The organism is Extensimonas soli (genome assembly GCF_029211265.1).
Classification (GTDB): Bacteria; Pseudomonadota; Gammaproteobacteria; order Burkholderiales; family Burkholderiaceae_C; genus Extensimonas; species Extensimonas soli.
Window position 1 is genome coordinate 1 of sequence record NZ_JARGEL010000030.1, and the last position, 13,212, is coordinate 13,212.

General features: G+C 66.9%; 13 protein-coding genes. 8 read left to right on the plus strand and 5 right to left on the minus strand.

Annotation, left to right across the window (positions count from 1 at the left end):
- Window positions 1–731 precede the first annotated feature (731 nt).
- The 3 genes from PYV55_RS13895 to metK form a co-directional block, all read right to left on the minus strand.
- Window positions 732–1,880, minus strand: a complete 1,149-nt coding sequence (locus PYV55_RS13895) for a bifunctional nicotinamide-nucleotide adenylyltransferase/Nudix hydroxylase (protein ID WP_275852317.1) — start codon at window positions 1,878–1,880, stop codon at window positions 732–734.
- A 50-nt stretch (window positions 1,881–1,930) separates the two neighbouring features.
- Window positions 1,931–2,554, minus strand: a complete 624-nt coding sequence (locus PYV55_RS13900; RefSeq protein ID WP_275852320.1) for a C40 family peptidase — start codon at window positions 2,552–2,554, stop codon at window positions 1,931–1,933.
- Between the two features lie 128 nt (window positions 2,555–2,682).
- A complete protein-coding gene (gene metK / locus PYV55_RS13905) occupies window positions 2,683–3,864 on the minus strand; it encodes a methionine adenosyltransferase (protein WP_275852417.1) in 1,182 nt (393 codons plus the stop codon).
- A gap of 138 nt (window positions 3,865–4,002) precedes the next feature.
- Between metK and PYV55_RS13910 the strand changes: the two genes are divergently transcribed.
- The gene (locus PYV55_RS13910) at window positions 4,003–4,845 is read left to right on the plus strand and encodes a lysophospholipid acyltransferase family protein (protein ID WP_275852322.1); all 843 of its coding nucleotides are present in this window, start codon (window positions 4,003–4,005) and stop codon (window positions 4,843–4,845) included.
- Window positions 4,842–5,750, plus strand: a complete 909-nt coding sequence (locus PYV55_RS13915; RefSeq protein WP_275852324.1) for a lysophospholipid acyltransferase family protein — start codon at window positions 4,842–4,844, stop codon at window positions 5,748–5,750. The genes PYV55_RS13910 and PYV55_RS13915 overlap by 4 nt, the downstream gene beginning before the upstream one ends.
- Here the strand turns inward: PYV55_RS13915 and PYV55_RS13920 are convergent.
- The gene (locus PYV55_RS13920) at window positions 5,710–5,910 is read right to left on the minus strand and encodes a hypothetical protein (RefSeq protein ID WP_275852327.1); all 201 of its coding nucleotides are present in this window, start codon (window positions 5,908–5,910) and stop codon (window positions 5,710–5,712) included. The genes PYV55_RS13915 and PYV55_RS13920 overlap by 41 nt on opposite strands.
- 59 nt (window positions 5,911–5,969) lie before the next feature.
- Window positions 5,970–6,752, minus strand: coding sequence for a ribosome biogenesis GTP-binding protein YihA/YsxC (gene yihA, locus PYV55_RS13925; protein ID WP_275852329.1), 783 nt, complete (start codon window positions 6,750–6,752; stop codon window positions 5,970–5,972).
- On the opposite strand from yihA, the gene PYV55_RS13930 reads away from it, so the two are divergent.
- The 6 genes from PYV55_RS13930 (at window position 6,745) to PYV55_RS13955 (ending at window position 13,209) form a co-directional block, all read left to right on the plus strand.
- Window positions 6,745–7,056: a hypothetical protein gene (locus PYV55_RS13930; protein WP_275852331.1), complete on the plus strand. Its 312-nt coding sequence runs from the start codon at window positions 6,745–6,747 to the stop codon at window positions 7,054–7,056. The two genes, yihA and PYV55_RS13930, sit on opposite strands and share 8 nt — an antisense overlap.
- A 46-nt stretch (window positions 7,057–7,102) precedes the next feature.
- A complete protein-coding gene (locus tag PYV55_RS13935; RefSeq protein ID WP_275852334.1) occupies window positions 7,103–7,744 on the plus strand; it encodes a c-type cytochrome in 642 nt (213 codons plus the stop codon).
- 126 nt (window positions 7,745–7,870) lie between these two features.
- Window positions 7,871–10,102 (plus strand): cytochrome c biogenesis protein ResB, encoded by a 2,232-nt coding sequence (locus PYV55_RS13940; RefSeq protein WP_275852336.1) that lies wholly within the window; start codon window positions 7,871–7,873, stop codon window positions 10,100–10,102.
- Window positions 10,103–10,167: 65 nt separating this feature from the next.
- Window positions 10,168–11,490 carry a c-type cytochrome biogenesis protein CcsB gene (gene ccsB, locus PYV55_RS13945; RefSeq protein ID WP_275852419.1) on the plus strand — a complete coding sequence of 441 codons (1,323 nt, stop codon included), beginning with the start codon at window positions 10,168–10,170 and terminating at the stop codon, window positions 11,488–11,490.
- A gap of 55 nt (window positions 11,491–11,545) precedes the next feature.
- Window positions 11,546–12,535, plus strand: a complete 990-nt coding sequence (msrP, locus tag PYV55_RS13950; protein WP_275852421.1) for a protein-methionine-sulfoxide reductase catalytic subunit MsrP — start codon at window positions 11,546–11,548, stop codon at window positions 12,533–12,535.
- A gap of 38 nt (window positions 12,536–12,573) precedes the next feature.
- Window positions 12,574–13,209, plus strand: a complete 636-nt coding sequence (locus tag PYV55_RS13955; RefSeq protein ID WP_275852338.1) for a protein-methionine-sulfoxide reductase heme-binding subunit MsrQ — start codon at window positions 12,574–12,576, stop codon at window positions 13,207–13,209.
- Window positions 13,210–13,212: the final 3 nt, after the last annotated feature.

Consider the following 13,212-nt stretch of genomic DNA (forward strand, 5'->3'; position numbering starts at 1 on the left):
AGTTCGATACCCACCGATGCAGCGGTGGGGCGTCAGGACTCGCGCGGTACAGATCGAAGTAGAAGGCCATGAGCGCGCACTACCTGTATTGCGACGCCTAACGTAATGTATCCCGCAGATACTGCCGGATAAGCTGGACGGTGCGGGATATTCTTGGCACAGAATCGTCCTGAAAGTTGTTCTACATCAACGAGTTACGCACTTGATACTGTACGTATTTGCAGGTATAAATCAAGCATGAAATCCGGCACACCCACACCCGCTCTTCGCTTCACCCGCTTGCTCGACCAACTTCGGGGGCGCATCCGGTATTTGCACTATAGCCGACAGACCGAGAAGGCGTACCTGTACGGGGTCCGGTTTTTCATCCGTTGGCATAGCCTTGCGGGGAGGCATGCTGCACCCGTGCGACAGGAGGGCTGTGGAAGATAATTGGGGTCAGAAGATAATTGGGGTCAGATTCGAATTTCTGCGGACATAGCTGGCCTCGGGAGGTTCGCGGCGCACGGTGCCGCCACTCGTAGGTTTCCAGGCGCGGGCGCGAGTTCAGGCCAGAATCGAGCGCCTGGCCGCTGAGAATGCCGGTGACGTCGAGCCTGTGTGTAATGTAATGGGGTGAAGGCGTCTCCGAGTTGCGAATCAACTACGGTCCCGGTTACCGGGCGTATTTCAGGCAGCAGGGACGTGAGCTGATCATTCTCCCTCTGACTTTCGGCCAACTACGCCCAAAGTCAGACCGCCCGCGCCAACTCCGCCGCATCCGTGAGCCCCAAAAACTTGTCGAGGATGTGGAAGTGGTCTTCAAAGAACTGGTCTTCCATGCCCGTGAGCGCGGCGATGGGCAGCCACTGCGCCTGCAGCGCATCGTCGTCGGCCTGCACGGCGGGGAAGGGGGCGTTGCCGAGGTCGAAGTAGTGCGCGTGCGTGATGGTGCGGCCGCGCTGGCTGCGGTCGGGGTGGTCGAAGACGTGTACCTGGCGCAGCGCGGCGCGCAGGGCGGCTTCGGGCAGGGCGCAGTGCGTTTCTTCGGCGAGCTCGCGCAGGCACGATTGCCACAGGGTTTCTTTTTGCTCGATGAAGCCGCCGGGCACGGCGAGCTGGCCTTTGCCGGGCGCGTGCGCGCGGCGGATCACGAGCACGTGCTCCTGGCAGCGCAGCACGGCATCGACGGTGACGAACACGGGCGGGTAGGGCGCGCCGGCCCATGAGGCGCGGTAGTCGCGCAGCACGCGCCATTCGTGCTGCAGTGCGGCGTACTCGGGTTTTTGCGCAAAATCACGCAGAAAGGCAAGTGTGGCGGGCGGTATGTGCTCTTTCCATGGGAGCAAAGCGGCATCGACGGCGGCGAGGGTGGCGGCCGGGTCGGTGGCGGGATCGGCGAACAAGTCGGCGCTGCTGGATGCGTCCGCTGCCGCGCTTGTGGGCGCAGCCGTGGCGGCGCCGAAGTAGGCGTCGCGCAGCGTGCTCGCATCGATGTCGCCCTGGCGCGGCAACGAAATCAGCTCCCAGCCGGGAAAGCTGCGCAGGTAGTTGCTCGTCGCGTCCTTGAAGTGGCCCACGAGCGCGATGCGTGCGCCCGGTGCTGTCAGCGCGGCCACGCCGCGGCGCACGGCCTGCGCCCACACGGGTTCGTCGTAGTAGTCGCGCACGGGCAGCAGCTGCAGGCGCGCGCGCTCGGCTGCGGGCAGGGCCTGGCGCAGCATGTCGGCGCGCTCCTGCCACGTGATGGGGTTGCGCGGCGAGCGCGCCTGCCAGGCCGAGCCTATGACCACGATCACCTGCCGCGCGCTGGCCAGCGCCTGGCGCAGCAGCGCGAGGTGCGCGTTGTGGACGGGCTCGAAGCGCCCGATGTAGATGGCGGTGTCGTAGGCTGCGGTCATGGAGAAGTGGTGGTGGATGGGGCGGGCTTGGGGGCGGGTGTGGTGTGTGCTCAGGCGGCCGCGAACGCCCGGCGCGCGCCGACGTAGCGGGTGCGAAAGTAGCCGGCCTCGAGCGAGTCGCGGCGCACGGTGCCGCCGCTCGATGGTGCATGCACGAATTGCGCCTGCCCCACGTAAATGCCCATGTGTGAAAACAGCGCGCCGGTGGTGTTGAAAAACACCAGGTCGCCGCGCTGCAGTGCGTCGTCGTCCACCGGCTGCGTGGCTGCGGCCCATTCGGCGGTGCTGCGCGGCAGGCGGCGCGGCATCGCGCTGCCCTGGGCTACGTGGCTGAAGACGTAATACACGAGGCCGCTGCAGTCGAAGCCGCCGTGCGGCGAGTTGCCGCCGTAGGTGTAGGGTGTGTTGATGACCAGCGTGGCCAGCGCCACGGCTTCCTCGCGGCCGTGCGGGTCGAGCTCCAGCGGCGGCTGCGTCGCGGGTGGGGGCATGCGGCTGGCGCGCGTCTGCCAGGGCGGGGCGCTGCTGGCGGCGGCGTCGCCCGAGCGGCGCGGGGGGCTGCCGCATCCGGCCAGCACGAGCGCGCCGAGAAATCCCAGGGCGCCCAGGGCCAGCGGGCGGCGGGCAATGTATGTGTGCGGGTGCTGCGGTGGTGTTGCCAAATTGATGGTCATTTGGGCCTCCAGTGCTTATCCATCAACCACTGGCAGCTATTTTGTCGATAGCTGCCAGCGTTGCCAAGACTTTGGCGCTGGCGGTTGTCTTTGCAGCACCATGGCGCGCAAGCGGCGGCCGTTGCGCCTCAAAGCCCCGCGGCGGCGCGCAGCAGCGCGGCTTTGTCGGTGCGCTCCCAGCTGAACTCGGGCTCTTCGCGGCCGAAGTGGCCGTAGGCGGCAGTTTTGCCGTAGATGGGGCGCTGCAGGTCGAGCATCTGGATGATGCCCTTGGGGCGCAGGTCGAAGTGTTCGCGCACGAGTTTGGCGATCTCGTGGTCGGGAAGGGCGCCCGTCCCTTCGGTGTAGATGGTGATGTTGATGGGCTCGGCCACGCCGATCGCATAAGAGACCTGGATCTGGCACTGGCGCGCCAGGCCCGCGGCGACGATGTTCTTGGCCACGTAGCGCGCGGCGTAGGCGGCCGAGCGGTCGACCTTGGTCGGGTCCTTGCCGCTGAAGGCGCCGCCGCCGTGCGGGCAGGCGCCGCCGTAGGTGTCGACGATGATCTTGCGCCCGGTCAGGCCGCAGTCGCCCTGCGGCCCGCCGATCACGAAGCGCCCCGTGGGGTTGATGAGGTAGCGCGTGCCCGCCAGCCACTCCTTGGGCAGCACGGGCTTGATGATTTCCTCGATCACGGCCTCGATGAAGCTCGGCTTCATTTTGGTGGGCGTCTCGGACTGGTCGGGGTGGTGCTGCGTCGAAAGCACCACGGTGTCTATGCTGTGCGGCTTGCCATCGACGTAACGCAGCGTGATCTGGCTCTTGGCGTCGGGGCGCAGAAAGGGCAGGCGCCCGTCCTTGCGCAGCTGCGCCTGGCGCTCGACCAGGCGGTGCGCGTAATAGATGGGCGCGGGCATGAGCTCGGGCGTTTCGTCGCAGGCGTAGCCGAACATCAGGCCCTGGTCGCCCGCGCCGGTGTTGAGGTAGTCGTCGCTCGCATGGTCGACGCCCTGCGCGATGTCGTTGCTTTGCTTGTCGTAGGCCACGAGCACGGCGCAGCCTTTGTAATCGATGCCGTACTCGGTGTTGTCGTAGCCTATGCGGCGGATGGTGTCGCGCGCCACCTGGATGTAATCGACGTGCGCGTTGGTGCTGATTTCGCCGGCGAGCACCACCAGGCCGGTGTTGGTCAGCGTCTCGGCGGCCACGCGCGAGCGCGGGTCTTGCGCGAGCAGGGCGTCGAGGATGGCGTCGGAGATCTGGTCGGCCACCTTGTCGGGGTGGCCTTCGGAGACCGATTCGGACGTGAAGAGAAAGCTGTTCGCCAGTTCCATTGAATAAACTCCTGTGTTTGCGGCTTTTGGGGCGTTGCCCTCGGCTCACAGGAGCTGTGGCGAACGCTTTAGCAGATTTGTTTTACGTCGCCCTGCAAGTTGCTCATTTAACTCAGCGACATTTTCATTCTAATGCTTCTTTTCTGGCGTTTTTTGGCCACGCTGCCTTTGGGGCTGCTGCACGGCCTCGGGGCTGCACTCGGCTGGGTGGTGTTTGCGCTCTCGCCCACGTACCGCCGGCGTTTTCTGGAGAACGCGGCGCAGGCCGGCTACGCGTTTGCGCAGGTGCGCGCGGCCGTGGGCCACGCGGGGCGCATGGTGGCCGAACTGCCGCGCCTGTGGCTGGGCCGGCCGCCGCCTTGCGCGCTGCACGGCGGCGATTGCGTCGAGCGCGCCTGGGCCGCGGGGCGGGGCATCGTGTTCCTCACGCCGCACCAGGGCTGCTTCGAGATGTCGGTGCAGAGGGCGGCGCAGCGCTGGAGCGCCGATCACGGGCCGATCACCGTGCTCTACCGGCCCGCGCGCCAGGCCTGGCTCGCGCGCTTGCAGGAAACGGCGCGCAACCGCCCCGGCGTGCAGGCCGTGCCCACCTCGCTCGCGGGCGTGCGCAGCATGATCCGGGTCTTGCGCCGCGGCGGCGCCGTAGGCCTGCTGCCCGACCAGGTGCCGCCCGAGGGGCAGGGGCTGTGGGCGCCGTTTTTTGGCCGCCCAGCCTACACCATGACGCTCGCCGCGCGCCTCGCGCAGCAAACGGGGGCGGCCATAGTGCTCGCGCGCTGCGAGCGGCGGCCTTGGGGGCGCGGCTACGTATTGCATTTCGAACCCGGCCCAGAGCTCGCCCCCGACATGGAAGTCGCGCTGCGGCAGATCAACGAGGCCATGGAAAAGCTGATCCGCGCCTGCCCCGAGCAATACCTGTGGGGCTACGGGCGCTACAAAAAACCGCGTGTGGAACGCACGGAGGCTGCGGCATGATGCAGCAACAAGAAAAGAAGACGGACAAAGGCTCGCTCGGCGGGCGCCTGGGCGTGGCCTTCATGCATGTGCTCGCGCCGCTGCCGCTGCCCGTGCTGCGCGCGCTCGGCTGGGGTGTTGGCCAGGTGCTGTACGTGCTTGCGGCGCATCGGCGCAAGATCGCACTGCGCAATCTGGAGCTGTGCTTTCCGCAGGTGCCGCCGCGCCAGCGCCGGCGCTGGGCGCGCGAGAGCTTCGTGGCGTTTTGCCAGACCTGGCTGGACCGCAGCTGGCTCTGGTTCGGCCCGCGCGCGCTGGTCGAGCGCCGCGTCCAGCTGCAAGGCGCCATCGAGGAACTCGAAGGCGACACGCCGACCATCATCTTCGCGCCGCATTTTTACGGCATGGACGCGGGCGGGCTTGCGCTGCCGCTGCGCACGAGCCGCGCCTTCACCTCGATTTTTTCCACGCACCCCAACCCCGCCATAGACGCCTGGCTGCGCGCGGGGCGCCAGCGCTTTGGCGACGTGCGCATGCTCAACCGCGCCGACGGCGTCAAACCCATCATCGCCAATCTGCGCCAGGGCGGCTTGCTGTATTTGTTGCCGGACATGGACTTTGGCGCCAAGGATTCAGTGTTTGTGCCCTTTTACGGCGTGCCCGCGGCCACCGTGCCTTCGCTGTCGCGCTTCGCGCGCCTGGGGCGGGCCAAGGTGGTGGGCATGTTCACACGCATCACGCCCGAGGGCTACGTGGCCGAGCTCACGCCCGCCTGGCCCGATTTTCCGAGCGACGACGCGGAAGCCGACACCGCCGAGATGAACCGGCGCCTGCAAAGCTACATCGACACCATGCCAGGCCAGTATTACTGGGTGCACCGGCGCTTCAAGACGCGCCCGCCCGGCGAGCCTTCGGTTTACGAGTGAAATTGGCCTCTAGGAGCCTGTCGGGCTTTGGAGTCGTCGGCTGCGAATGCGCCGCAGCGGCCCATTTTTTACCGTCTTCTTGCCCCATAGTCCCGCTATGGGGCGGCGAATCCGGCAAAAACTGGTCTCGCTGGGGCACCTTCTCGCTTTCGACGCCCAAAGTCCGACAGGCTCCTAGCCAAGGCAGAACAAGCGCTGACAGCTATCGTTTTGGTATTTTCAGGTGCCGCCCTCGGTGGGTTCCGGGGCGGGTGCGGCAGGCGTGGGCGACGTGGCAGGTACTGTGGCCGTGTCCGTGGCCGTGGCCGTGGCCGTGGCCGTGGTGGGATGTGCCCATTGCCACAGCAGCTGCGCGACGTCTTCCACGCCCTGCTTTTTGAGCGCAGAAAACAGCCGCACCTCGCCGCCGCCGGCCTGCAGGCGCGTGATCGACAGCACCTTGGCCTGTTCGGCGCGCGTGAGCTTGTCGGCCTTGGTGAGCAGCACGAGGAACTTGAGCCCCTGCTCGACGCGCGGGCGCATGATTTCGAGCAGCGCCTCGTCGAGCTCGGTGAGCCCCAGGCGCGGATCGCACAGCAGCACGATGCCGCTCAGGCTCGTGCGGCTCACGAGGTAGTTCACCATCACCTGCTGCCAGCGCTGCTTGTCGCTGCGCGACACCGCGGCGTAGCCGTAGCCCGGCAGGTCGGCAAACACGGCGTCGGTCACGCCCTGCCTGCCCAGCGCGAACAGATTGATGTGCTGCGTGCGCCCGGGCCGTTTGGAGGCAAAGGCCAGCTGCTTTTGCTGCGTGAGCGTGTTGATGCAGGTCGATTTGCCCGCATTCGAGCGGCCCACGAAGGCGATTTCGGGCACCTCGACGGGCGGCAGCTGGTGCAACTGCGCGGCGGTCGTGAAAAAGCGCGCGGTGTGCAGCCAGCCCATGGCGGTCTTGGCGTCGGGCGCTGCGGCGGCGGTTGCAGGGGTTGCGGCAGCCTGCGGGGTGGGAGAATCGGTGGTCATTGCTGAAGAAGTAGGAGCGCGGGAAAAGAGCGCGGGGAAAGAGCGGCGGCTAGCAGCCTGTCGGACTTTAGGCGTCGAAAGCGAGAATGGGCCCCAGCGAGGCCAGTTTTTGCCGGATTCGCAGCCCCATAGCGGGACTATGGGGCAAGAAGACGGTAAAAAATGGGCCGCTGCGGCGCATGCGCAGCCGACGGTTCCAAAGTCCGACAGGCTGCTAGGGCACGGGCGCGCGAGCGCGGCGCACAAAGGTGCCCGGCCGCGCGGTGCGCCAAGGGGATGCAGCAGGGCCGGGGCCGCATTGTAGAATCGCCCCGTTTTGCGCATTCCTCCAACGATACAGACCCTCGAATATGAAGTTGCTCGCCTCCTTGCTGACGGCTGCCGCACTGGCAGCACCCGTTTTGCCGGCCTTCGCGGCGGGCGAATCCCCTGCAACGAAGCCCCAGGCCGCCAAGCCCGACCTGGCCAAGGGCGAAGCCAGCTTCGGCGCGGTGTGCGTGGCCTGCCATGCGGCGGACGGCAACTCGACCATCGCGGCCAACCCCAAGCTCGCGCAGCAGCACCCCGAATACCTGCTCAAGCAGTTGCAAGACTTCAAGTCCGGCAAGCGCAACAACGCCATCATGAAGGGCTTTGCCTCCGCGCTTTCGGATGACGACATGAAAAACATCGCCTGGTGGGTGGCTTCCAAGCCCGCCAAGCCGGGCTTTGCGAAAGACAAAGACCTGGTGATGCTCGGCGAGCGCATCTACCGCGGCGGCATCGCCGACCGCCAGATCGCGGCCTGCGCCGGCTGCCACAGCCCCAACGGTGCCGGCATTCCCGTGCAATATCCGCGCCTGTCGGGCCAGCATGCGGACTACGTGGCGGCGCAGCTGGTCGCCTTCCGTGACGGCGTGCGCACCAACAGCCCGCAGATGACGCAGGTCGCAGCCAAGCTCAACGACCGTGAAATCCGCGCCGTGGCCGATTACATCGCCGGGCTGCGCTGACACCGCTGGCTGCGGTGCTGGCACCGGAACCAAGCACACACGATAAGCTCCAAGAAGGGCGGGCCTGTTCGGATGAGGGCCGGCCCTTTTTGCTTTTGACTCTCGCTCAGCTTCCTCCTCTGCTCCATGTCTGAATCCACCCAAGGCGTGCGCCTGCGCCGCGGCTCCGAGGCTTTGCGCGCCAGCTTGGAGCTGCTGTCGTCGATGCGCTTTGCGATCGCGCTGCTCACGGTGATCTGCATTGCCTCGGTCATAGGCACCGTGCTCAAGCAGCACGAGCCCGCAGCGAACTACGTCAACCAGTTCGGCCCGTTCTGGGCCGAGCTGTTCCTGACGCTGCGGCTCAACACCGTCTACAGCGCGTGGTGGTTTGTGCTGATTCTGGCGTTTCTGGTGCTCAGCACCTCGCTGTGCATCGCGCGCAACACGCCCAAAATTCTGGCCGACCTCAAGACCTACAAAGAAAACATCCGCGTGCAAAGCCTGCGCGCCTTCCACCACCGGGCCGAAGCCGAGCTGCCCGAAGCGCCCGAGGCCGCTGCGCAGCGCATAGGCCAGCTGCTCGCGCGCAAGGGCTGGAAGGTGCGTCTGCAGCAGCGCACGCCGGCGGGGTCAACAGGCGAGGGCGCGGCGGGCGCGGGCTGGATGCTCGCGGCCAAGGCGGGCACCGCGAACAAGATCGGCTACATCGCCGCGCACAGTGCCATCGTGCTGATCTGCCTTGGCGGCCTGTTCGACGGCGATCTGATCGTGCGCGCACAAATGCTGCTCGGCGGCAAGACGCCGTACCGCGGCGGCGGTTTGATCTCCGAGGTGCCGGCCGAGCATCGCCTGTCCGAGCGCAATCCGACCTTCCGCGGCAACCTGCTCGTAGCCGAGGGCACGCAGTCCGACACGGCCATTTTGAGCCAGTCGGACGGCGTGCTGCTGCAGGAGCTGCCGTTTGCGATCGAGCTCAAGAAATTCATCGTCGAGCACTACTCCACGGGCATGCCCAAGCTGTTCGCGAGCGACATCGTGATCCACGACAAGGCCACGGGCGCGCAGGTGCCCGCGCGCGTCGAGGTCAACCACCCCGCGAGCTACCGCGGCATAGAGATTTACCAGTCGAGCTTCGACGACGGCGGCTCGCGCCTCAAACTCCACGCCTACCCCATGGGCACGAACGTCGCGCCCTTCGACCTCGAAGGCGTGGTCGGTGGCTCGGCGCAGCTCAATCGCGTGGCTGCGGGTGGCTCGGCGGCCGCCAATGCCGCGCTGCAAACCCTGACGGTGGAATTCACCGCGCTGCGCACGATCAACGTGGAGAATTTCGGCAACCAGGGCGGCTCGGGCGCCGACGCGCGCAAGGTCGATCTGCGGGCTTCGATCGAAGAGCGCCTGGGCGCCGCGAACAAGACGGGCAAACCCAAGGAGCTGCGCAACGTGGGCCCCAGCGTGGGCTACAAGCTGCGCGACGCGGCCGGGCAGGCGAGCGAATTCCACAACTACATGCTGCCCGTCGATCTGGGCGACGGCGTGCCGGTGTTTCTGCTCGGCGTGCGCACGCGCACCGACGAGCCCATGCGCTACCTGCGCATTCCGGCCGACGAACAAGGGCGCATGGACGGCTTCATGCGTCTGCGCGCCGCGCTGGCCGACCCCGAGGCGCGCGCGCAGGCGGTGCAGCGCTACGTGGCCAAGGCGCTCGAGGCCGCGCCCCCCGAACTTGCGCAGCAGCTTGCGCAGTCCGCCACGCGCGCGCTTGCGCTGTTTGCGGGCGATGACGGTCAGGCGTCTGCGCACGGCGCACCGCGTGGTGCGCCGCGTGGCGGGCTGCAGGCGGTGTCTGACTTCATCGAGGCCAACGTGCCCGAGGCCGAGCGCGGCAAGGCCGCCGAGGTGCTGGTGCGCATCCTCAACGGCAGCCTGTTCGAGCTGCTGCAGCTCACGCGCGAGCGCGCCGGGCTCGCGCCGCTTGCCGCCGACGAGCACGCCCGCGCCTTCATGACGCAGGCCGTGCTCGCGCTCAGCGACGCGCAAAACTACCCGGCGCCGTTCGCGCTTGAGCTCACGGACTTCACGCAGGTGCAGGCCAGCGTGTTCCAGGTTGCGCGTGCCCCTGGCAAGAACGTTGTCTATTTAGGCTGCGCCTTGCTGATTTTGGGCGTTTTTGCCATGCTCTACGTGCGCGAGCGGCGCGTGTGGGTCTGGCTTGCGCCGCAGGGCGATGCAAACGGGCAGGCGCCGGGGCAAGGTGCGCGCACGCACGCCACCATGGCGCTGTCGAGCAACCGCAGAACCATGGACGGCGACCGGGAGTTTGCCCAGCTCGCAGAGCAACTGATAGGGGCGCGGCCCCAGGAAGGCAAGGCATGAACAGCACGACCACGGTAAAGATTTCTCCGGCTGGCGGCGCACCCCAGGGGGTGGGCGGCACGGCGATGCAACGGGACTTGCACGAGGGCTTTTGGGCGCGGCGCAGCGCCTTCGACTGGGTGTTCGCCGTGCTCGCGGTGCTCGGCGGCGCGTTCGCCCTGCAGCGCTACGGCAGCTATATGGACGTCTATGAGAAAGGCATCACGCTGGCCGCCGTGCCGTGCGCCGTGTGGCTCGGCTGGTTCTGGCGTCCGCTGCGCGTGCTGATGCTGATCGTGGCGGCGGCGTCACTGCTTGCCATCGGGCTGTACCAGCAGGGCGGTGCGGGCGACTTGGCGCGCGCCGATCAGGTGTTCGGCCTCAAATACTTCTTGTCGAGCCAGTCGGCCATCCTCTGGATGAGCATGCTGTTTTTCGCGAGCACGGCGTTTTACTGGATAGGCATGTTCGCGCGCGGCACGGCGGGCGAGGCCATGCCGCTGCTGGGCTCGCGCCTGGCCTGGGTGGGCGTCAGCATGGCCTTGATCGGTACCATGGTGCGCTGGTACGAAAGCTATCTGCTGGGCAGCGACATCGGGCACATTCCGGTGAGCAATCTTTATGAAGTGTTCGTGCTCTTTTGCTGGCTCACGGCGCTGTTCTACCTGTATTTCGAGGCGCACTACGGCACGCGCGCGCTCGGCGGCTTCGTGATGCTGGTGGTCAGCGCGGCCGTGGGCTTTTTGCTCTGGTACACCGTGGCGCGCGAGGCGCAGGAGATCCAGCCGCTCGTGCCCGCGCTCAAGAGCTGGTGGATGAAGCTGCACGTGCCCGCCAACTTCATCGGCTACGGCACTTTTGCGCTCTCGGCCATGGTGGCGTTTGCCTATCTGGTCAAACACAGCGTGCAGGAGCTGCGCTGGTACAAGCTTGCGCCCCTGTGGCTGCTGGGTGTGGTGCTGTGCTTCGAGCCGTTGGTGTTTCGCCGTGGCGCGGGCGCGCAGGGCAGCGCGTACTGGATGGTTTATTTCGGCATTTCGGCGCTGATCGTCGCGGGCATATTGCTTGGGCGCCGGCGCATCGCGGCGCGTCTGCCCGCGCTCGAAGTGCTCGATGACCTCATGTACAAAGCCATCGCCGTGGGTTTCGCGTTTTTCACGATCGCCACGGTGCTCGGCGCGCTCTGGGCGGCCGAGGCCTGGGGTGGCTACTGGAGCTGGGACCCGAAGGAAACCTGGGCGCTGATCGTCTGGCTCAATTACGCCGCCTGGCTGCACATGCGCCTCATGAAGGGCCTGCGCGGCACCGTGTCGGCCTGGTGGGCGCTTGTGGGTCTGGCAGTGACGACCTTTGCCTTCATCGGCGTCAACATGTTCCTGAGCGGTTTGCACAGCTACGGCACCTTGTAGAAGATCGGTCGCTGCTTTCTCAGGGGTCAAGGGGGAAGGGGGGCTTGCCATGGCGATGTTTCACCGTACACGCGACTTTCCGCAGCCGCTGCCGTCCGAGATCACCCCGCGTGCGGTGTATGAAAACCGCCGCGCCTTGCTGCGCGGTCTGGCCGGGGGTGCTGCAGGCGCTGCACTGGCCGCCTGGGCGGGCCGCACGGCATTGGCGCAGGCGCAGCGCCCCGGCAAGCTCGCGCCGCTCGCCGCCGTGCCCTCCAGGGTGCCCGGCGCCATGGTGCTCGACAAGCCCACGAGCTACCAGGACGCCACCGGCTACAACAATTTTTACGAGTTTGGCACCGAAAAGGACGACCCCGCGCGCAACGCCCACACCTTGCGCACCAGCCCCTGGAGTGTGGAGGTCGAAGGACTGGTGCACAAACCGGGGCGCTTTGGCGTCGAAGACTTGCTCAAACTCAGCACCCTCGAGGAGCGCGTGTACCGGCTGCGCTGCGTCGAAGGCTGGTCCATGGTCATCCCCTGGGTCGGCTATTCGCTGGCGGCCCTGATAGCGCGCGTGCAGCCGCTGGGCAGCGCGAAATACGTGGAATTCGTCACGCTGGCCGACAAGGCGACCATGCCCTTCGTGGGTTCGCGCATCCTCGACTGGCCTTATGTGGAGGGCTTGCGGCTCGACGAGGCGCTGCATCCGCTCGCGCTGCTGGCCTTCGGCATGTACGGTGAGGTGCTGCCCAAGCAAAACGGCGCGCCGGTGCGCCTCGTGGTGCCGTGGAAGTACGGCTTCAAGAGCGCCAAGAGCATCGTCAAAATCCGCTTCACCGAGCGCCAGCCCGCCACGGCCTGGGTCAAGGCGGCGCCGCAGGAGTACGGCTTTTATGCCAACGTCAACCCCGACGTCGATCATCCGCGCTGGAGCCAGGCCACAGAGCGGCGCATCGGCGAAGGCGGCCTGTTCGCGCGCAAACGCAAGACCCTGCCCTTCAACGGCTATGCCGAGCAGGTGGCGCAACTGTATGCCGGCATGGACTTGCGCCGGTTTTTCTGATCGCCGTGACGCAGCAGAGCACGGCAACGAGGGCGGCTATGCGAACGGGAGCGCGGCCTCCATGGCTCCACCCGGCTGCCAAGCCGCTGGTGTTTGTGCTGTGCGCGCTGCCTTGCGCGTGGCTGGTCTGTGCGGCGCTGGCCGACAGGCTCGGCGCCAACCCGGCAGAGGCCTTGATCCGCGCCACGGGCGACTGGACCTTGCGCGCGCTGTGCCTGGTGCTCGCCGTGACGCCGCTGCGCGTGCTCACGGGCACGCCCGCGCTCGCGCGCTTTCGGCGCATGCTCGGGCTGTGGGTGTTTTTCTACGCCGTGCTGCACTTCGTGTGCTATGCGGTGCTCGACCAGGGGCTCGACGTGCCAGCCATCTTGCGCGACGTGGCCAAGCGGCCGTTCATCCTCGTGGGCAGCCTGGCGCTGGTGTTGCTGGCCCTGCTCGCCGCCACCTCGACCCAGCGCGCCATGCGGGCGCTGGGCGGGCGCCGCTGGCAGGCCCTGCACCGTGCGGTCTATGCGGTGGCGGCGCTGGCGCTGCTGCATTTTTTCTGGATGCGCGCCGGCAAGCACAATTTCGCTGAAGTGGCCGTCTATGCAGTGATTCTGGGCCTGCTGCTGGGCTGGCGCCTGGTTCATGCCGGGTGGCGCAGGCGGCAGGCTGCGCAAACGGCACGCTGAGGG

Excerpts from the sequence above, each read along its gene's own strand:
- PYV55_RS13900 (WP_275852320.1), bottom strand. The coding sequence starts at position 2,554 with ATGACCATCAATTTGGCAACACCACCGCAGCACCCGCACACATACATT.
- msrP (WP_275852421.1), top strand. The coding sequence starts at position 11,546 with ATGTTTCACCGTACACGCGACTTTCCGCAGCCGCTGCCGTCCGAGATC.
- yihA (WP_275852329.1), bottom strand. The coding sequence starts at position 6,752 with ATGACCACCGATTCTCCCACCCCGCAGGCTGCCGCAACCCCTGCAACC.
- PYV55_RS13955 (WP_275852338.1), top strand. The coding sequence starts at position 12,574 with ATGCGAACGGGAGCGCGGCCTCCATGGCTCCACCCGGCTGCCAAGCCG.
- ccsB (WP_275852419.1), top strand. The coding sequence starts at position 10,168 with ATGCAACGGGACTTGCACGAGGGCTTTTGGGCGCGGCGCAGCGCCTTC.
- PYV55_RS13940 (WP_275852336.1), top strand. The coding sequence starts at position 7,871 with ATGTCTGAATCCACCCAAGGCGTGCGCCTGCGCCGCGGCTCCGAGGCT.
- PYV55_RS13935 (WP_275852334.1), top strand. The coding sequence starts at position 7,103 with ATGAAGTTGCTCGCCTCCTTGCTGACGGCTGCCGCACTGGCAGCACCC.
- PYV55_RS13895 (WP_275852317.1), bottom strand. The coding sequence starts at position 1,880 with ATGACCGCAGCCTACGACACCGCCATCTACATCGGGCGCTTCGAGCCC.
- PYV55_RS13910 (WP_275852322.1), top strand. The coding sequence starts at position 4,003 with ATGCTTCTTTTCTGGCGTTTTTTGGCCACGCTGCCTTTGGGGCTGCTG.
- PYV55_RS13915 (WP_275852324.1), top strand. The coding sequence starts at position 4,842 with ATGATGCAGCAACAAGAAAAGAAGACGGACAAAGGCTCGCTCGGCGGG.